The 20,328-nt window shown below is 50.4% G+C and carries 14 protein-coding genes and 1 pseudogene; 1 reads left to right on the top strand and 14 read right to left on the bottom strand.

The window, feature by feature from the left end; genetic code table 11:
• Positions 1 to 120: 120 nt before the first annotated feature.
• From NSB25_RS20715 to NSB25_RS20660, 12 genes and pseudogenes are all read right to left on the bottom strand, one after another.
• A pseudogene (locus tag NSB25_RS20715) lies at positions 121 to 477 on the bottom strand (hypothetical protein); the annotation flags it as partial.
• Between the two features lie 624 nt (positions 478 to 1,101).
• The gene (gene rlmD, locus NSB25_RS20710) at positions 1,102 to 2,556 is read right to left on the bottom strand and encodes a 23S rRNA (uracil(1939)-C(5))-methyltransferase RlmD (RefSeq protein ID WP_103241431.1); all 1,455 of its coding nucleotides are present in this window, start codon (positions 2,554 to 2,556) and stop codon (positions 1,102 to 1,104) included.
• A 59-nt stretch (positions 2,557 to 2,615) separates the two neighbouring features.
• On the bottom strand, positions 2,616 to 3,764 hold the full coding sequence (locus NSB25_RS20705) for an FprA family A-type flavoprotein (protein WP_103241437.1): 1,149 nt from the start codon (positions 3,762 to 3,764) through the stop codon (positions 2,616 to 2,618).
• Between the two features lie 70 nt (positions 3,765 to 3,834).
• Entirely contained in the window at positions 3,835 to 4,425 is a 591-nt protein-coding gene (locus NSB25_RS20700) for a GNAT family N-acetyltransferase (protein WP_103241430.1), read from the bottom strand.
• Between the two features lie 51 nt (positions 4,426 to 4,476).
• Positions 4,477 to 5,424, bottom strand: coding sequence for a 3'-5' exoribonuclease YhaM family protein (locus NSB25_RS20695; protein ID WP_103241429.1), 948 nt, complete (start codon positions 5,422 to 5,424; stop codon positions 4,477 to 4,479).
• Positions 5,425 to 6,801: a S1C family serine protease gene (locus NSB25_RS20690; protein ID WP_172455229.1), complete on the bottom strand. Its 1,377-nt coding sequence runs from the start codon at positions 6,799 to 6,801 to the stop codon at positions 5,425 to 5,427.
• Between the two features lie 77 nt (positions 6,802 to 6,878).
• Positions 6,879 to 7,808 carry a 1-phosphofructokinase gene (pfkB, locus tag NSB25_RS20685; RefSeq protein WP_103241427.1) on the bottom strand — a complete coding sequence of 310 codons (930 nt, stop codon included), beginning with the start codon at positions 7,806 to 7,808 and terminating at the stop codon, positions 6,879 to 6,881.
• 280 nt (positions 7,809 to 8,088) lie between these two features.
• Positions 8,089 to 9,441, bottom strand: a complete 1,353-nt coding sequence (locus NSB25_RS20680) for a glycoside hydrolase family 140 protein (protein ID WP_103241426.1) — start codon at positions 9,439 to 9,441, stop codon at positions 8,089 to 8,091.
• Positions 9,442 to 9,491: 50 nt separating this feature from the next.
• Positions 9,492 to 10,949, bottom strand: coding sequence for an FGGY-family carbohydrate kinase (locus NSB25_RS20675; protein ID WP_103241425.1), 1,458 nt, complete (start codon positions 10,947 to 10,949; stop codon positions 9,492 to 9,494).
• Between the two features lie 3 nt (positions 10,950 to 10,952).
• Positions 10,953 to 11,888, bottom strand: coding sequence for a transketolase family protein (locus tag NSB25_RS20670; protein WP_103241424.1), 936 nt, complete (start codon positions 11,886 to 11,888; stop codon positions 10,953 to 10,955).
• A complete protein-coding gene (locus NSB25_RS20665) occupies positions 11,885 to 12,703 on the bottom strand; it encodes a transketolase (RefSeq protein WP_103241423.1) in 819 nt (272 codons plus the stop codon). Before NSB25_RS20665 ends, NSB25_RS20670 begins: the two co-directional genes overlap by 4 nt.
• 55 nt (positions 12,704 to 12,758) lie before the next feature.
• On the bottom strand, positions 12,759 to 14,162 hold the full coding sequence (locus NSB25_RS20660; protein WP_103241422.1) for an L-fucose/L-arabinose isomerase family protein: 1,404 nt from the start codon (positions 14,160 to 14,162) through the stop codon (positions 12,759 to 12,761).
• A 180-nt stretch (positions 14,163 to 14,342) separates the two neighbouring features.
• On the opposite strand from NSB25_RS20660, the gene NSB25_RS20655 reads away from it, so the two are divergent.
• Positions 14,343 to 15,359 (top strand): LacI family DNA-binding transcriptional regulator, encoded by a 1,017-nt coding sequence (locus NSB25_RS20655; protein WP_103241421.1) that lies wholly within the window; start codon positions 14,343 to 14,345, stop codon positions 15,357 to 15,359.
• On the opposite strand, the gene NSB25_RS20650 is transcribed toward NSB25_RS20655, so the two are convergent.
• Both NSB25_RS20650 and NSB25_RS20645 read right to left on the bottom strand, forming a co-directional pair.
• Positions 15,360 to 17,342 (bottom strand): YyaL domain-containing protein, encoded by a 1,983-nt coding sequence (locus NSB25_RS20650; protein ID WP_103241420.1) that lies wholly within the window; start codon positions 17,340 to 17,342, stop codon positions 15,360 to 15,362.
• A 41-nt stretch (positions 17,343 to 17,383) separates the two neighbouring features.
• Positions 17,384 to 20,182 (bottom strand): alpha-L-rhamnosidase, encoded by a 2,799-nt coding sequence (locus tag NSB25_RS20645; protein WP_103241419.1) that lies wholly within the window; start codon positions 20,180 to 20,182, stop codon positions 17,384 to 17,386.
• Positions 20,183 to 20,328: the final 146 nt, after the last annotated feature.

Here is a 20,328-nt window from a genome sequence, read left to right as displayed (position 1 = left end):
CCGATTACATGGAAACATAAATGTTTTTTATACACAAGAATTATTCCGATTTTTGGTGTTGAAATATAGACACAGCCTGAAAAGACATGATATAATCGGAATAATCCGCAAATCGGAATAATCAACATTCAGAATAATTTGAGAAAGACCATCTTTCGTACGTACATAAAAAACAATATCAAACCTCACCAGTCCTTCATTAATTTCTGCATTTTCTGTATTAAAGCCAACTATTTTCTGTCCGCCCTTCTCGCTTTTTTTATTGGTAAGTCCCGGTTCCAGTGGTATGGTACTGATAAAAGGTTTTCCCTCAATAAATGGTACAACTGTTTTTGGGTCCATACCCTTAAATTCCTTGACTGTTTTTACAAGTATATGTGCCAATATAATTTTTTGTCCTAACAGACGTTTAGCACTTTCATCGTATTGCGCATCCCTATCTGTTGCCTTTATTGCATTTTTTACTTCTGTATTCAAAGGTCTCCTCCTCTTTGCCAGCAATATAGTCATTTACAAAAAGGTATATGACCATATCTACATTATATAATGTCCACAACCTTAAAACAACCCGAACTTATTTATTTTAACTTTTTTATACAGCATCATCGACCGACAGCTTTTTCTTCTGTTTTCCACTTGTTAGCGATAATTTTATAACTTCATCGTTATTCTATAATGCCATTTTTCAAAATGACAGACACCACCACAAGACAGGGGATCTGTGCTCCGTTCCTCACTATCCACATGCAAATGATTTTTCTTTTCTCTCATAAATACCACCGTCCTTTTTTATTTTCATTATATAGACAGATACTTGTATATTCAAAGATATAAGTGAGCAAAAAATAAGCGTACCACGATCTCTAATGATACGCCTATCCCATTCAATTTCTAAGAACCCATTGCCTATATTTTATCCGCAAGGTGGACACTCCATAGACACGTTGATTATGGGAAATCTTTATTTTCCGTTTGTGTTCCCACACCCGATATCAACTACCACTGAAACATCAAAGGTAGTTTTTGAGGTGCTTATTTCAGATTTTTTTACCCTCCTAAGTGAACATGAAATGCTCCGCAAAATGCCAAAATAAAAGATTTCTACGAGGTTTTCCTTTGTATCGACACAACAGTCTCCACATGCACCGTCCCCCCAAACTGGTCCACCCCGCGGACCCGCTCCAGCGCATACCCATCCCCGCACAGCACTTTCAAATCCCGTGCCAGAGTAGCCGGGTCACAGCTGACATAGACAATCCGCTCCGGCCGCATCTTCAACATAACCTCCAGGCACACGCTGTCGCAGCCTTTCCGGGGAGGATCCACCACAATCACATCCGGATGCAGCATCCTTTCGTCGTTATCCGCCATTCCTCCTTCATAAATCTCCTGCAGCACATCCTCCGCTTTTCCCACGAAGAATGCAGCATTCTCAATCCCATTCCGCTCAGCATTCTTTCTGGCGTCTTCAATTGCCTGGGGTATCACTTCCACCCCATAGACCCTTCCGGCATTTCCAGCCAGGAAGAGAGAAATCGTACCGATGCCGCAGTACAGATCCCAGACGGTCTCCTGCCCGGTAAGTCCTGCATATTCCAGGGCAAGGCTGTACAGCTTCTCCGTCTGCACAGGGTTCACCTGATAAAAAGACAGCGGAGAAATGGCGAATGTCAGTTCCTTTCCTGTCAGCGGGAATCCTGTCTGTGTCATATCCCGGACACGGATGGTATCGGATATGGTATCTTTCCCCCATAAAGTATAAATCTCTTTCCCCATGATGACATTAGTCTGCTCAGGATTAAGGCTGACTGACACACTTGTCATTCCTTCTATTGCCGTCAGCTTCTCCAGCAAAGCATCCTGATCCGGGAAAATTTGAAAAGCCTTTTTCGCATTGATCACCAGGCACACCATAATCTCCCCGCTTGCAAATCCCTTGCGAATCAGGATATGGCGTACCAGTCCGGTGCCAGTATTCTCATCATAAGCACTGACTTTGTAATCCCGCATGTACTCCAGAATGCAGTTCAGAATCGTCTCATTCTCCACAGGCCCCAGCCAGCAGTCGGTATGAGCAATGATATTATGCGTCCTGGCCGCATAGAATCCGGCCACCACATTACCGTCTCTGTCCGTGCCTACAGGATACTGAGCCTTATTTCGATAGCGGAACGGATCTTCCATCCCCACGATTGGCTCCATACATGCGTCCACCTGCTCCGGCGCAAAACCGCCTATACGAATTAAGCAGCTGCGGATTTTATCCTGTTTGAAGATAAGCTGCCGCTCATAGGAGCAGGCTTGAAGCTGGCACCCGCCGCACTGTCTGTGCCAGGCACATTTTGGTTCCACACGAAAAGGAGAAGGCACAAGTACCTTCTCCAATCGCCCGTAGGCGTACGTTTTTTTGTTTTTTACGATTCTGGCTTCCACAGTGTCGCCCACCACGGCATCCTTGACGAACAGGGTAAATCCATTCACCCTGCCGATGCCTTCGCCTTCATTGCCAATATCTTCGATTGTTACGGTTACAATCTCGTTTTTCTCAAATTTCATCTTTCATGTCCCATATTTGCATGTTTACAGGCTGCTTTTCCCTGCCTTGCCTTTGTCTGTCATCTCAGTTCCGCCGCCAGAGCCTTCACCTGCGCCTCGTTTTCCGACTTCATGGCAGACATCAGCGTCACAGTATTCTCCGCGAAGGTAATCTCCTTACATTTCTCCAGCATCCCCCGCATTACCTTTGCCGCCATGGGCGCCCAGGAACCATTCTCAATCAGACCCACTGTACGCTTCTGATAGCTGTGTTCTGCCAGCCGTGTGATATAATCATTCATGAAGGGATTGATGCCGGCGTTATAAGTATTGCTGGCCAGCACCAGTTTTGAGTAGCGGAATGCATCCGCAACGGCTGCTGCCATATCATCTCTGGCCAGGTCATACACTGCCACTGTCGTTCCGTTTTTCCGGAGCTCCTCCGCCAGGCACAGGGCCGCTTCCTTCGTATGTCCGTAAATGGACGCATATGCAATCGTCACGCCCTGGCTCTCCGGCCGGTAAGAGGACCAGGTGTCATACAGTCCAATGTAATTGCCCAGATTTTCCTTCAGCACCGGCCCGTGCAGAGGGCAGATCATCCGGATGTCCAAATCTGCCGCCTTTTTCAGCACATTCTGCACCTGCATGCCGAATTTTCCCACAATGCCGATATAATACCGGCGTGCCTCGTCCACCCAGTTGTCTTCCACATCCAAAGCACCGAACTTGCCGAAAGCATCCGCAGAAAAGAGTACTTTTTCCTCAGATTCATAACTTATCATTACTTCTGGCCAGTGTACCATGGGTGCACAGACAAAGGTCAGCTTATGGGTACCCAGCGCCAGTTCCCCGCCGTTTGTCACCGGCATCTGCTGTATGTCGGAGGGCAGAGAGAAGAACTGATTCATCATTTTGAACGCCTGCGCCGTGGCCACCACCTGCACATGGGGATATTTCTCCAGAAACAGGGGAATGTTGGCCGAATGGTCCGGTTCCATATGCTGTACCACTAAGTAATCCGGCCTGCGTCCCTGCAGCGCCTTCTCCACATTGTTAAGCCACTGCTGTCCGAAAGCCGCATCCACAGTATCCATCACTGCCGTCTTCTCGTCCAGGATCACATAGGAATTGTATGACATTCCATTGGGAACCTGATACTGTCCTTCGAAAAGGTCCACCTCATGGTCGTTGACACCCACATATACAATCGTATCCGTTACTTTCATCTCTTTCACTCCTTGCTTACCTTCCTTTTCCATAAATAAATCAGACAGCCGCACCTTATTTTAATTTTTGTTATATTAACTTTTTCTGCATCACTTTGACATATTTCAGGTCCGCGGCCTCAACAAATCCATTCCGTTTATACATCCCGATGGTCCCATGATACTGAAACTCAAACGCCTCATCCGAAACAGGATAACCCTCCACACAGGAATATCCGTCCCTGGCCGCATCCTCGCATACCCGGTTCAGCAGCTCCTGAGCAACTCCTTTTCCCCGATATTCCGGCGCAATCAGAAAGCAGAAAATCGCCTTCACCTTCTCGCCGGCCGCCTCTTCCGGCTGGTAATTCACCTGACGAAACATTTCCGTCAGATAAAGGTAATTTTCTCTGTCATTGACATTGCACCAGCCGATTACTTTATCTTCCAGACAGGCAAGGTAGCCCTGCATCTCGCCTGTCTGAATCATTTCAATGGCTTTTTCTCTTCGCTCTTCCCGATCTGTCCACTCTCCCTGTCGCTTCGGCGTCAAATGTCCTTCCAGGCAATAACAGAACGCCCAGTCCTCATGATCCTGAAAGGCTATTTTATCAAAATATCCCAGCCAATCCTCACAGAGCTCCGGCCTTAACTGCCGAATTATGAACTTCTGATTTTCCATTCTCCACCCCTTTGTGTGCTTCAGCGTACATACCCAATCAATATTTGCCCCCTATTTCTCCCTGGTCGCCCGCAGATTCGACTCGAACAGTCTGTTGAATCCCAGCCATCCCTGATTCTCACTGTTATTCTCCAGGATCTCCTTGAAGGTCTCCAGTTTTGCATCCGTGTCATCCGCATAATTCAGGGCCAGAGCCTCCATCAGTGCCGGAAGTTTCGGCGAACCGTACTCATATTTCCCATGATGGGCCAGAATACAGTGCTGCAGCTGGGTCAGCAGCACATGGGGAAAGCCCGCAATCTCCGCCGCCTTCTCCGCCACCATCTGGGAACCCATGACAATATGCCCCAGCAGCTGTCCGTCGTCGGTATAATCGTTTTCCGGAAAAGGAGAGATCTCTTTGACCTTTCCAATATCATGACACATGGCCGCAGTCAGAAGCAAATCCCTTTTCAATACAGGATAAGCCCGGCAGTAATAGTCGCACAGTTTTGTCACACTAAGAGTATGCTCCAATAATCCTCCTACAAACCCATGATGTACGGTTTTTGCAGCTGAAGAATACCGGAACTTTTTCGCAAAGTCTTCATCCTTCACAAAAAAGGCTTCCAGAAGCTGTCTGAACCAGGAATTCTCAATGCCTTTCACAAGGTTCAGCAGTTCCTGAAACATTACGTCCCTGTCTTTCGAACTTACCGGCAGATAATCCGCAGGGTTATACTCTCCCTCTTTACATACCCGAATTCTTTTCACATTAATCTGCAGCGTTCCCTGGAAATTATTCACATCTCCATATACCTCGATGTAATCCAGGCTGTCATAATCTCCGATACCAGGATTGCCGGGATCCCATACTTTCGCGTCAATGGTTCCCGTCTTATCCTGCAGAACGACATTTTCATACGGTTTCCCGTTTTTAGTCACAGCTGACTGCTTATGCTTACACAGATAAATGTCAAATACCCGGTCTCCCTCTTTCAGCTCTCTGATAAACTTCATTTATTCTACTCCTCCCAGTTCAATACTGAATTCCATTTCCTTATATTCTTCCTGCGCCTGACGCATCACAGTCACCTTCACTGTCTGTTCCGGCTCCATCAAAAGCAGCGTGTTGCTGTAACTGTTAAACCCGGAGACGGTCTTGTCATCCACAGAGACAATCACATCTCCCCGCTGAATCCCTGCCCGCATGGCGGGTGATTCCATCTCCACTTCTTCCACATAAGCCCCCAGAGGAATCCCCAGCTCCTCGCTGGCCTCTTTCGGAACATCCACACCCCTGATTCCCATATAGGCAACAGGACTTGCATTGGACATTTTTTCAACAATCTTCTGTAATTCCGTGATGCCATAAACCGTAATCAGATTCTTCATACCGGAAGCTGCTTTATTATTGGTAATGATGCCGATTACCTGTCCCTGCAGGTCAAAGAGAACACCGCTGGCATTCTGGCTGCCGCTGATGTCCGTCTGAATCAGCTTATAATTTCTGTCCGACATGGATAATGTGGTATTGGACGATGTAACGATACCATACCCGACAGAATTGCTGGTCCCCATAGGACTCCCCACCGCCACCACAGGAGTTCCCACCAGATTCCTGGCACCGGAATAGCCGAACTGCGCTATGGGAAGCTGTTCCTCGCTCTTCATCTCCTCGGACAGTGCATCCAGCGCTACCGACAGCACTGCCAGATTGGTATCACTGTTATATTGTTTCAGCTGGGCCTCCACCTGAGAATCATCATAAAAAGTCACCAGCAGCTTCGCCCCGGACATAATATTGGAATAATCCGTCAGAATCAACAGCTCCAGCCCGTTCTCGGAGACGATGACACCTGAGCACTGATTTCTGCTTTCCTGCACATCGTTCAGCCAGTCAATATTGGATGTCACCGCAGTAACCGTCACGATATAGCAGCTTAACTCCTCCGCATACACAGACAGCGCGGCATACATTTCTTTATAATGCTTCAAATCCAAAGTAACCTGCGACAGAATCTCCTGTACCTGCTCTTCCCCCAGTACTACCTTGCCTTCCTCCGGGTCCTGCACCGGTTCCGGGGTTGGCGTCGGCTCAGGCGTGGGTTCCGGGCTTTCCGTGGGAAGATTCTCCGCAAGCATTTCTTCCGGCGACATTTCTTCTTTATCTTCCGGAAATCTGACTGTCTGCGTCTCCGGTTCCTTCTTCGGATAAAGCCAGTTGCTGATAACCGGCTCCAGAACCAGGAACGTGACACAGGCCACCAGCCCGAATATAATTGCCATGGAAATCGTTATAATGGTCCGCCGGATCAATTTCTTCTTATTTACAGGCCTTACCTTGATTTTCTCAGTGATAAAATCATTCTGATTATTCTGTTTTAAATCAGACATTTCGCCTCCCAGTTTTAGTCCATCCTTCTTATAGTATACAAAAACAAAATGTAAAAGTAAAGGCAGCGCGGACACTTTCATGCAGGGCGGTACGGCCTGTTGCATGGGATTTTGCCGTATAAGGCTTCAACCTCTTCCCTGGTGGCCAGAGATTCGGAAAATGCGCTTGCGCTTCCGGCAGCAAGCCCCATGGAAAAAGCATATTCATAATCCCTCTTCTCTGTCCACCCTGCAAGAAACCCTGCCACCATGGAATCTCCGGCTCCCACGCTGTTCACCAGTTTCCCCTCCGGCGCCGAAGCCGAATAAATCCCTCCGTCTGCCGCGGCCAGGACCGCTCCTTCTCCTCCCATGGATACCAGCACATTCAGGGCTCCCAGTTCCCGAAGCTTCTCCGCATAAGGAATTGCTTCCTCCCTGCTTCCCGGCTTCACACCGAAGAGAGCTCCCAGCTCATGATGATTGGGCTTCACCAGAAACGGATGATATCTCAGAATGTGAAGCAACAGCTTTCCTTCCGCATCCACCACTGTCTTTACATTCCGTCCTTCCAGTCTCTCCAGTATCCTCTCATACAGATCCTCCGGAACGGAACAGGGAATGCTTCCTGCCAATACCAGGATATCCCCGTCTGTCAGGTAATGCAGTTTTTCCATCAAACACCTGATCTCTTCCTTTCCCACATCCGGTCCCCGCCCGTTAATCTCCGTACCGTCCACGGACTTCAGCTTCAGATTGATTCTGGAGATTCCCTCCTTCAAAAAGATGAAATCTGTGTGCAGTCCCTCTTCTTCAGTCCGGCGGATGATTTCCTCCCCGGTAAATCCCGCTGCAAACCCCAGCGCCACACTTTCTATTCCCAGGTTGCGAAGCACCATAGAGACATTGAGTCCCTTCCCTCCCGGTAATATTCTCTCGGAACCGGTCCGATTCGTCATCCCCAGTCTGAAATTGTCCACCGAAACGATGTAATCCAGCGACGGATTACATGTGACTGTATATATCATCTCCTACTCCTGTCAGCCTTACATCTTTAAATGTGTCAGAATTCAGATTACAGAAAACCCAGCGTAATTTCCATCTGTGTAAATCGACACCACGTTGTCCAGTATAGCATTTTTTCCCTGCAAATGCTATCGGGTTTTTTGTATCATTTTCATTTTTTCAGACTGACTTTGTAATAGCTCAGGGAACTGTTCAGATTATTATAAAATTCAGGGAGGTTATGACTCATGTGAATCACAACCTCCCCGTTTCCGGACTATTTATATCCCGAAAGTTCCTCAATTAAATACAGCCTTTTCCCTCTGCCTGCAATACAAGCACCGCATCCGTCCCGTCTTCTCTCTCAGGCGGGTTGAATGTCGCCTGGTCACCGGTCACCATACCGATGTAAGTGTACATTCCCGTCACAGGGTCCATCCAGCAGGCCTGCAGTTTCCTTCCCCCATAGGCTTTCAGGGACAGGGCAATCTGTCTCCCGGTAACCGTGTAGGCAAGCAGAAAATCTTCGCCGGCCAGGACACTGATATAATCATATTTTTCACCCTGTTCACTCAGCAGATATTCCTCTGCGGGATGTCCTTTTTCAAAGCCCACCCATTCACACAGCTTCTTCAGATGAACCATCTGTGCTCCGCCCGGATGATGAATGGCATCCGACCAGAGATATTTCGCCCCGAATGCGCCTTCCCGGGAAGTATCCTTATAAAACTGCATGATGGAATTATGGCCGTACACATGTCCTGCCGCCCCGGCAAATACGCTCCAGTAGGCATATCTTCTCACATCCGCAGCTTTCCAGTAAGGCTGGGAATTGTCATGCAGTCCCTGCCGAATCCATTCATAGGAAGGTTCTCCGTCCAGCACAGGCCTGGCAGGACTCTTTCCCAGATCCCGCTTCACATATTTCCAGCTGTCCTCGCCGAACCATCCTTCTTTCGCCGTATTGTCATCCCATTCCTGCATGCTGACCTGGTCATAACGTCTGTGACCGGACTGGAACAGGTTAAAGTCCAGCCAGTCCTCCTCGTGGAACCAGAGGGAAGAACTGGTTCTGCCAAAAGGATGGTATGTTACCAGACGGTCCGGATTGTCTTCCTTCATGCGCTTACCCATATGCCGGAACACGTCATAGGCCGCATCTCCCCGCACATCTCCTCCCACAACCCAGATGATATTCGGGAAATCATGGTACCGATTCAACACAAAATCCATGTAGGCGTCCACATTATCCATATTCATGCGGCCGCTTTTTACCACGCTGCTGCCCCACACAGGAAGAATTCCCATGTAAAGTCCCAGCTCGCGACCCATCTCCATCACTGCGTCCACATGGGTCCAAAAAGTCCCCTCTGTGTTCGGCCTGGCAGGGTCTCCTTCTGTCAGCGCGCTGTCCCCGGCCAGATTCTTCTGGTCTGCGGTATGGATAAAGTCCGCCAGAATTACATTGTACCCCAGCTCCTTTCGATTCCTGAGATACACATAGCTCTCCTCCAGAGTCAGCTGATGGAACAACAGCCAGGCCGTATCCCCCAGCAGAAAGAAAGGTTCCTCGCCGCAGCAAAAATGTCTGCCGTCCTCTGTTACTTTCAAAAGCCCTTTTTCCCAGGGAGCCTTTGCCTCCAATTTTGTCTTCATGTTTACTTTTATCTCCAATCTCGATAAACTATATTTTCTGGCCACCCAGATTAAAAAGTCATGGAAACCGCCTTCTTCCAGGCAGCATACTTTGCCTCTCTGATCTCCTCCGGCATTTCAGGAGCATATGTCCTGTACTCCATCCTGGAAAAAAGGCTTTCCCGGCGGTAAATGCCCGCGGTAAGTCCGGCAAGGTAGGCCGCCCCCATGGCAGATAATTCCTCCTGCCCGGCGGCGCTTACCTTCACATCCGCAAGGTCGCTCTGCATCTGCATCAGGTATTTATTCTTCGTGGGACCGCCGTCGGTGCGAAGCTCCTGCAGCCCGCAGCCGCTGTCCTGCTCCATGGCCTTCAGCACATCCGTCACCTGAAAAGCGATGCTGTCCAGAGCTGCCCGGACAATTTCTGCCCGCCCGGTAGTGCGGCTCATACCGGCAAGCACAGCCTTCGCATCTCCTTTCCAGTAAGGAGCAGACAAGCCTGTAAAAGCCGGCACCAGGATACAGGTATCTGCAGAGTTCGCCTGCAGCGCCAGGCCTTCCGTCTCCCCGGGAGAGGCAATCAGACCCACATCTTCCTTCAGCCAGGTAATCACAGCTCCTGTGTAATTGATATTGCCTTCCAGAACATATGTAACTCTGCCGTCTATTCCCCAGGCAAGGGAGGTTGCCAGACCGTTTTGGCTCCGGACAAAGTTCTCTCCGATGTTCATCATCACCGAGGAGCCGGTTCCGTAAGTGGTTTTCACCATACCGCTTTCATGACACCCCTGCCCGAACAGAGCTCCATGAGAATCCCCCAGCATGGACAGAATCGGGATTTCCTTCTCCAGTAAGCCTTCAAAATCCGTGGTGCCAAAACAGCTGTTGCTGTCACAGACCTCCGGCAGAGCCTCCATGGGAATGCCGAACAGTCTGCAGAGCTCTGAATCCCAGGTGAGAGTCTGCAGGTTGAAAAGCTGGGTACGGGACGCATTGGAATAATCCGTTTTATACAGGTGGTTTTTCGTTAATCTGTAAAGCAGCCAGCTGTCCACGGTACCAAAATGCAGCTTTGTATCCCCGGAAAGCCCCGAAACCACATTTTCCATCAGCCAGGCCATCTTCGCCGCGGGAAAATAGGCCGACAGAGGAATTCCTGACCTTTCACAGACTGTGTCTCCACTGTCTTTCAGCCGCTCCACAACCGTTTCCGCCCTGTTGCACTGCCACACAATCGCATGATTCAAAGGACAGCCCCTGTCATCCCACAGTACGGTGGTCTCTCTTTGATTGCTGATGCCCACGGCGGCCAGCTGTTCTCTGGAAATCCCGGATTCTTCCACCGCCTTTCTGACTGCCCGGATCACGTTCCGGTATATTTCCTCCGGATCGTGAGAGACCCAGCCTTTTTCGTTGACAATCTGTCTGTGAGGCACATCGGCCCGATATACGACTGCCCCGTCCCCGTCGAACAGCACGGCTTTTGTTCCCTGGGTACTCTGGTCAATTCCGATAATATACTTCATACATCAGCCCTCCTCCAGAGCCTTCAGTGCCGCCCGGGCAATCCCTTCTGCGTCCAGTCCGTAATGAGCGAAGATTTCCCTGTTGGTTCCCCCAATCATATGTCCGTCCGGCAGGGCCAGATTCACCACACGTCTGGGGCAATGGGCGGATATCACCTGAGCCGTGATACTTCCCAGTCCTCCGAAAGGAGAATGCTCTTCCACTGTCACCACCAGCCCTGCCTTTTCGGCCGCCGCCAGAAGGGTCTCTTCATCCATGGGCTTCACACAGTACATGTCAAGCATGCCCACACTATATCCCTTCTCCTGCAGCAGCTTTCCCGCCTCATAAGCATTGGGCACCATCTCACCACAGGCCACCAGCAAAATGTCTTCTCCCTCCATCAGCACATTGGCTTTATTCAGTGTAAAATTCATCTCTTCATCATACACATCTTCCGTGGCTGACCTGCTGACACGCACATAGGCCGGCAGTTCATCCTGCAGAAGGGCCTCCATCAGCTTTTCTGTCTGAAAGCGGTCGCTGGGCAGATACACTCTCATGTCCGGCAGGGCCGCAAAGGCCGCGATATCCTGACAGGAATGATGCGTCATCCCCAGCGCGCCGTAACTGACGCCGCCGCTGATGCCGATCAATGTCACGTTGGTTTTGGAATAAGCCACATCCACTTTCGCCTGTTCATAGCTTCTGGTGGATAAAAAGCAGGCCGGGGAGGCGGCGAACACCTTTTTCCCGCAGGAAGCCAGCCCTGCGGACACTGTGACCAGATTCTGTTCCGCAATGCCCATCTCTACAAACTGTCCCGGAAATTTGTCTGCAAAAGCAGACAGGGAAGCGGAGCCTCTGGAGTCGGAGCACACTACCACAATATCCCGGTCCTGTTTAGCTGCTTTTAACAGCGTATCGCATATCACCTGACGGTTGGTTATCTTATTCATGCCAGCACCTCCTCCAGCTCCCTCACTGCCGTTTTATACTGTTCCTCCGTCATCACGCCGTGATGCCAGCTTTTGTTGTCTTCCATGAAGGAAACCCCCCTGCCCTTCACCGTATGTGCGATCACAACAGTGGGGCGGCCTTTTACTTCTGCCGCCTGCTCATATGCGGCAAGAAGCTGTCCACAGTCGTTCCCGTCCTCCACGGAAATCACATGCCAGCCAAATGCCCTGAACTTCTCTCCCATATCGTCACTGCACATTACTTCTCTGGTGGTTCCGCTGATCTGAAGACGGTTTAAGTCCACGGTAGCGCAGAGATTATCCAGTTTATAATGAGCCGCTGCCATCATGGCCTCATAATTGGAACCCTCCGCCATCTCCCCGTCTCCCAGCACCACATAGGTGCGGTAATCTCTGCCGTCCATCTTCGCCGCCAGCGCCGTTCCCACACCCAGGGCCAGACCGTGTCCCAGAGAGCCGGAATTCATCTCGATTCCTTCCACATCCGTATTGGGATGTCCGATAAATCTGGAGCCAAAGGCACTGAAGGTCTCAATGGCTTCCTGCTTGTCAAAAAAGCCCTTTTCTCCCAACACCACATATAAAGCATCCGCGCAGTGGCCCTTACTCAGGAAAAAACGGTCTCTGTCCGGAGAATTCCTGTTTTCCGGGGAAACGTTCATGACCTTAAAATACAGCACTGTCAGGATATCCATCACACTCAGGTCGCCGCCCACATGACCTGCGGCGGAGCGGTAAATCTCTTCGATTACATCTCTTCGCAGTCCGTAAGCTTTCCTTGTCAATTCGTCCATACTTTTTCCTTTCCTGTCAATCTTTTGCCCTTTTTATCTGAAAATTCTCCCGGAATCATTCATACCCGCACACTCTGCCTTTCACTTCATCCTCATTGTCATCGTACAGGTCAGGCTTTACCCCTATGTATTTGCAGGCTTCGTACAGCACAGGCACCACATCTGCGTGAATTCCAACGCAATGATGGATATAAGGTCCCTCCACAATCTTCGTCTCCAGGCGCTTCCAGTTCTTCACTTCCACCCACACATATGTCCCCTTTGTGTAAGGTCCGTCCACACCCACGGCATTGCCCAGAAGCATGGAATATTCCCCGTTGTCTCCGTCAAAGCGACACAGAGTCATCTCTCCCTGCTTTGCCTGCGCTTCCACAGCTCCGGGATGGGAGAACGCCAGAGGATACCCGATGGTAGGCCTGCAGGAGGCACAGGACAGTGGCCAGGGTCCACAGTGCTGCAGCAGCTCTCCGTTCTCATTGTCCGGATGACGCACAGTCCAGTCCGCGAAGAAGCTTCTGGCCTGGTCCATGCCTGCTGCCTCCACCAGCACAGCGGTGATGGCTCCATGAATATCCGTCTCACATACCACCGGCAGTCCTTCCTCGTTCAGGAGACTGTTGGCGGCACAGGGCATGATACCGATTTCTCCCTGCAGAGCATTCCAGCATTGAATAGCCGCCGCATTGCAGCCGTAACGGTCCGCCAGATTCCGCATTGCCACCTTCAGCGCAGCCACAGTCTCCAACTCCTCATCCTTAATCGCTATATTGAAATGTTCTCTGCAGTAGGCGACTGTCTCCGCCACTTTCGTGCCTTCGGCTTTCGCCTTCTCTATCTCTTCCTTCAGCTCCGGCATGGGAACAGGAGACAGCTGAATATTGAACTTCTCCAGCAGTTCGCCCTCATTGCACATGGTAGACCAGAAGTCAAAGGGACGGGGTCCAATCTGCAGAATCCTGGTGCTGCGGAAGGCTTTCACCACATTGCACACTGCCAGGAAATTGCGGATGCCATTCTCAAATTCCATGTCCTCCAGTCTGCAGTTACACAGATAAGTGAACGGCACGCCAAATCGTCTCAATACCTTCCCTGTGGCAAACAATCCGCACTGACTGTCTCTGAGGCGCACACCATTCTCATCCGGTCTCTCATCTCTGGGTCCCCAGAGCAATACCGGTACATTCAGCTCTTTCGCAAGCCTTGCCACCTCGTATTCCGTACCGAAATTCCCATGAGGGAAAAACAGTCCGTCCACCTTCTGCTCCCGGAACTTCTCTGCAATCCGGATTCTGTCTCCGTCGTCATGGAGCAGTCCATCCTCAGCGATATCCGTGATATCCACAAAGGATACTCCCATGCTTTTCAGCTTATCCCTGGTGAGATTCGCATATTTTACTGCGTCCGGAGCGGAGAAAATACTTCTTCTGGTCGGTGCATAACCCAATACAATCTTTGCCATATTCATACCTCCATCGAATCATAAACTGTTAATACGGAATACTTTCATTATTTAATTAAGAGAGCTTAATATCAATCTTAAATTAAGTATTTTATCTGTATTTTCTTGACTTAATTTACTTAATTTTCTATAATGGCACTGTGATCATGAGATCTCAAATATAAGAATCAGGAGAAAAGTATGTCCGTTACTGCCAAAGAACTGGCCAGTCTGCTGAATCTGTCCGAAGCCGCCGTGTCCATGGCCTTAAACGGCAAGCCCGGAGTCAGCACAGCCACCCGCAAAAAAGTCATGGAAACCGCTGAGAAACACGGCTATGATTTCAGCCGGATTACCGCAAAGGCGCCTGCCCCCCGGCCTTCTCAGGGCACGCTGTATTTCATTATCTACCGGAAGCACGGCGCGGTAGTGACAGATACCCCCTTTTTTTCTCAGCTGTCTCAGGGTATTGATTCCGGCTGTAAAAAATATCGCTACTTTTTAAATGTATTTTATCTGGATGAAGGGGACAATCCGGAACGTCAGCTCCGGGAGCTGATTCATTTTGACTGCAGGGGAATCCTTCTGCTGGGCACAGAAATGCTGGAAAATGATGTGCTTCCCTTTCTGAAGCTGAATCTGCCTCTGGTCATCCTGGACACATATTTTGAGACCATAGAGGCGGATTATATTCTGATTAATAATGCACAGGGCGCCTATCTTGCCACCTGTCATCTGCTTTCCCGCTGCAGAGAACAGCCGGGGTATCTGCGCTCTTCCTACCCCATCAATAACTTCACAGAACGGGCAGACGGCTTCTATCGGGCGGTCCGCCGCAATGGGATGTCCACCCCCAACTCGAAAGTTCACTATCTTTCCCCTTCTGCGGAAGGGGCCTATGCGGATATGACAGCGATTCTGAACGCCGGAGAGAAACCGGCCCGCTGTTATTTCGCCGACAATGACCTGATTGCCTGCGGCGCCATGAAGGCGCTGAAAGAAAAGGGCTATCGGATTCCTCAGGACGTGTCCATTGTAGGCTTTGATAATATGCCCATGGCCGCCTATACGGAACCTGCTCTCACCACAGTCAATGTCCCCAAAGAATACATGGGAGAGATGGCTGTCTGCCGTCTCTCCCAGCTTATCGAATCTCCGGGGAATATCCCTGTGAAGTTAGAGATTTCCACTACCCTTGTAAAGCGGAAAACTGTATGATCAGATTCCTGAGGAAACAAGCCTCAGCCTGTGCAGAACAGCCTCAAACACATTGGCCGCCGCCCATAAATTGTAGCTGAACCAGGAATTATACGCTTCTCCGTTGTCATACCGTTCTGTCACCAGCCCGTCGGAGGGACACCACCTCTCGGACAGGACACCGTACTGACCATAACCCGTCCGGTCCGGATACAGCTCCAGCGTCTGCATCATCCAGGCAATGGAATCCAGCGCGCGCTCTGTGTAATAGGAATCCCCTGTCACCTGTCCCAGAAACAGCAGATCTTCATCTGCCAGCACACCCATGGGATGAATGTGAGGGTTGGAGACAGATGTGACGGAGCCACCGCAGGCATTCCAGCCGGCATTTACCGGCGGATGTTCCGGACGGGTGGGATAGCTGTACCGCCACAGGAATTCATAGCCTGCACTGTACTTCATATCCTCCAGGAATTCCTCTTCTCCGGTATATTCATACAGCATCCTGCTTCCGTGCAGAAAGCTTAAGTTCCCCTCCTGGTCCACCGCCTTCCAGGTATCCATGGGCGCACCGTAACAGTCCAGATTTATGACAAAATTACGATAGTAGGCATGTGCCTTCCTGGCCTTCTCCACATAGGAAGCATCTCCTGTCAGCCGTGCCAGATACACCAGCCCCGGCACAAACCAGCATCCTGCAAAGCCTTCCCAGTCCAGTACTTTCCGTTCTTCTGCAGAATAGGTATAGCCGAAGGCTCCGTCTTCTCTCTGAAGAGAAATCACCGTATCCAGCACATTTTTACAGCCTTCCAGCCATTCAGCCTTCCAGGAAATCCCTCTCTCCTTCAGGAAGGAAATCGTCTTCAGAATGTAATATACCGCACTCCCCTGAGTATAAGCACAATGACAGTCTCTGCAGAGACCATAATAAGTCCACCAGCCATTCAGTCTGTCATCAGAAGTATCATTCACCGGTGCGTACAAATCATTGAAAAATCCTGACTCCTTCCGATATCCGGCCACAATTCTGTCCAGCATATCTTCTCCGGACATGGCCTGAGACAGACGCCCTTCGGCATAATCCCCCAGCAGATATCTGCTCATCACAAGGGGAAAACCAAGAATGGCTCCGCCTGTCCAGCCGATTTCCACCACATTTCTCCAGGGCTCCAGCTCTGTATTTTCACAGGGCTGGCACTTTCTGTTGGTATATTCTCCCGCCTGTGAGTCATAGTTCAGACAGCAGAAGGTATCCAGCATGGCTTCCGCCGCCTGCCGAAAGCTTCTGGTATACTCAGGTCTCACATGCACTCTCTCATATTCCCTGCGCACAATCGCATGAATGCCTGGCCTTCCTTTTCCTGTCTCCACATATATGCGCCCTGTGGCACAGGCTTTTCTCCCCCGGTTCCCGGTGGCGGCGGTGGGAACGGAACGATTCAGGAAAGTCACCGGATCGTTGGTGTAACCCAGGGTAACTCCGAAACTGTCCGGCAGTGCGGCAAAGATGCCGTTTCTGATCAGACCTTTCTCCCCTTTTCCCTGTTCCTCCGAATAGGGAACCACTGATATGGCCGCAACTCCTCTTCGGCAGCAGAGCGCAGACAGAGGTATGGCCGCCCGGTCCGCCCGAAATTCCCAGTAAGGAGAGCAGAAAGCCGCTTCCGGGTGAAGCTCCGTCAACAGAGGAAACTCTCCGATACGCACCTCTTCCGCGTGATTGTCTCCAAAAATATTACAGGGAATCACATGGAAATAATCCTCTTCCTCCGGCAGAGAAAGCTGCAGCTTCATGCGGGTATCATAGGATGCACAGAATTCCATTCGATAACCGATTTCTCCATTTTCCCCCTCTTTGTCAAAGGCAACCCGATATTCCGCATCTTTCGTCCGAAATTCACAGCCATCCTCCGTATAGCAGGAATCCGGCACAGGTATCCATATCTCGTTTTTCCCGTAAAAAATATTCACTTTTAAGTTGAATCCGTTTAATTTTAATGTCATGTACTCTGTATTCCTTTCCACAATTCGTTTTCTTCTTCCGCTCAGATGCAAAGAGATTTTCTATATACAATCTCCCACTCTCCGGAACCGCACCGGGCGGTGGGAATTCCTTCCTTTAAAGCAAACTCCAGTCCGTCAGCCCTGATTTCTCCGGCACCTTTCTCCAGTCTGATCTCCCCGGTGGTATTATGAGGAACAGTAATCCACAGCCTGCGGATATCCTCCGTCTCTCCCTTTTCCCAGCGAACTTTCAGGGTACCGTACACACTCTCATAAGAACCCTCCGCAAAGTCGAACGCATCTCCTGTCTGGGGACTGATTATGGAATGGTGATAACCGGGGTCCTTCTCATCGATTTCCATTCCCAGCACCACTCTGTAAAGCCAGTCTCCCACGGCACCATAGGCATAATGATTGAAAGAATTCATGTCCGGGCTCCACATGGTACCGTCCGGCTTCATGCCGTCCCAATGCTCCCAGACAGTGGTGGCTCCCATTTTCACCTGATAGAGCCAGGAAGGGAAGTCTTCTTTCAGCAGAAGGTCATAAGCCTCCTTCACATAGCCGTTACGGCTCAGCGCATGACAGAAATAAGGCGTTCCCACGAAACCGGTGACCAGATGTCCGTTCTCCTTCTCCAGCAGCTCCGTCAGCCGCCGGGCGGTCTGTGCCCTGAAGACCTCCGGCACCAGGTCAAAATACAATGCCACAATGTGGGCCGTCTGGGTCTGCGCCGTCATGGTCCCATCCTCTTTGAAGAAGGTCCTCCTGAATTTCTCCACGATTCTGTCATGCAGAGCGTCGTACCGCGCCGCATCCTCCTGTCTGTCCAAAATCTTCGCGATTTTCACGAAAAGCCCCGTGGAGTAGGCAAAATATGCCGTACAGGTCAGATCGTTTGGCGTGGCGCCGAAGTAACTTCCTTCTTCCGCGTCCAGCGCCACCCAGTCTCCGAACTGCAGCCTGTAATTCCATATGTAGTCCGTGGAATGTTCTTTCATGAAATCAATCCACTTCCGCATACTTTCATACTGCTCTTCCAGAATCGTCTTATCTCCAAAAGTCAGATACATGGTCCAGGGATTAATCACTGCCACATCCGCCCAGGCCGCCGCGGAATGTGTCCCCTGAGATAAGAGCCAGTCATTCTCTTCCTTCCCGCTGATAATATCGGGCACCACATGAGGCACACCGCCTTCCGGCGTCTGGTCCGCCGCCACATCCTTAAGCCACTTCCGGAAAAAGGTATAAGTATTCATAAGCCAGCAGGCTGTCCTGCAGAAAATCTGGGCGTCTCCCGTCCACCCCACTCTCTCATCCCTCTGAGGGCAATCCGTGGGAATATCCAGGAAATTCCCCTTCAGACCCCAGAGAATATTCTGCTGCAGTCTGTTCACCAACGGATGGGAACACTGGAAGGTACCCGTCTGCTCCATCTGAGAATAAAGTGCAAACGCCGAGAAATCTTCCGCCTTTACTTCTCCCGGCCACTGCAGAACCTGCACATACCGAAATCCCATGAAAGTAAAGAGCGGATGATATTCCTCCGGCCCGCCCCCTTTGCAGATATAATGGATTTCCTGCTTTGCGGAGCGCAGGTTTGCCGTGTATACATTGCCCTGTGCGTCCAGGGTCTCAAAGCATTTCAAAACAATCTCGCATCCTCTGGTTGCCTGCACCTGGAAATGCACCCATCCGGTCAGATTCTGGCCGAAATCAATCACCGTCTCCTTCTCAGGGGTCAGGATCACTTTTTGGGCCTGCAGCTTCTCCATCTTGCGCACTCTGCTGCCCGGCTGGGCTGTCAGCGCTTCCTTCGGGAACGCAATCCCGCTTACCTTTTTCCATTCCCCGACATTTTCGCTCTCTCTCGCTGTCCCTTCCTTTTCCTGCCCTTCTCCTGCGTCTCTCCCCGGGGTTCCCTCTGCCACCCTTCCGGCCTCCCCGATGCCTTCACTCTCATACTCCTCTGATTCCAGCCTGGCGTCATACCATTCTCCGTCATAAATCTCCGAAAAGGTTACAGGCCCGGGCCGGCCCTGCCAGCTCTCGTCCGTGACAAAAGTCTCTTCCCGGCCGTCCCTGTACCGTACCGTCATCTGCATCAGAAAAGCCGTTCTCGTTCCGTAATTGTTCCGCAGCAGCAGAAAACCCATCTTTCCTTTGTACCATCCTGCTCCCAGCATAACCTCCAGGACATTTTCTCCTTCTTTCAGCAGATCTGTCACATCATAAGTCTGGTAACACAGATGCTTCTGATAAGAAGTCCAGCCGGGAGTCATTTCATCCTCTCCCGCCTTCTCCCCGTTGATGAATAACCGATACAATCCCAAAGCCGTCCCGCACACCCAGGCGGACTCCACCTCTCCGTCCAGGCTGATCCTTTTCTTCAGACAGGTGCTTCCTGATTTCCCGCTGTCCGTTTCTTCCTCCGCGGTAATGAAATCTGCTTTCCACTCGCTTCTGTCCAGAATCCCTGTCACAAAGGAGGCAGTGTCACTGTACGGGCTCTCCTCCACGCCGTCGCTCACCCGGACTCTCACGAAATATTCCCTGCAGGATTGAATCTCTCTCCACGCTTTTCCCTTTTCACCGATTTGGATTCCCTGCCCCTCTGTCTTCTCCCAGGGAACTTCCACATGAACAGATTCTTCACTCTCTACAACCCCGCTGTCATACAGAATCCTCTCAAACCGCAGATCGTCAGCAATCTGCAGCTGATAGGATTTCTGCACCACATTTTTCCTGTCACTTTCCAATATCCAGCCAAACCACGGAATCCCTCCCAGCCCAACAGGTTGTTCCAGATATTCCATGTTGATTTTTACTGCCTTGAGCATTTCATTCTCTCCTTATAAATTTAACAGCCACATCCAGTATGAATAAGGTCATTATATCAGAATACACTAATTTTACAATGCCCTTTATAGTCCTGCATTGATGAATCATACATGATATAGTAAAATAATACTGATCCGGCAAAAAG

It is taken from the genome of Acetatifactor muris, assembly GCF_024623325.1.
Classification (GTDB): domain Bacteria; phylum Bacillota; class Clostridia; order Lachnospirales; family Lachnospiraceae; genus Acetatifactor; species Acetatifactor muris.
This window is presented reverse-complemented; position numbering and strand designations above follow the sequence as displayed.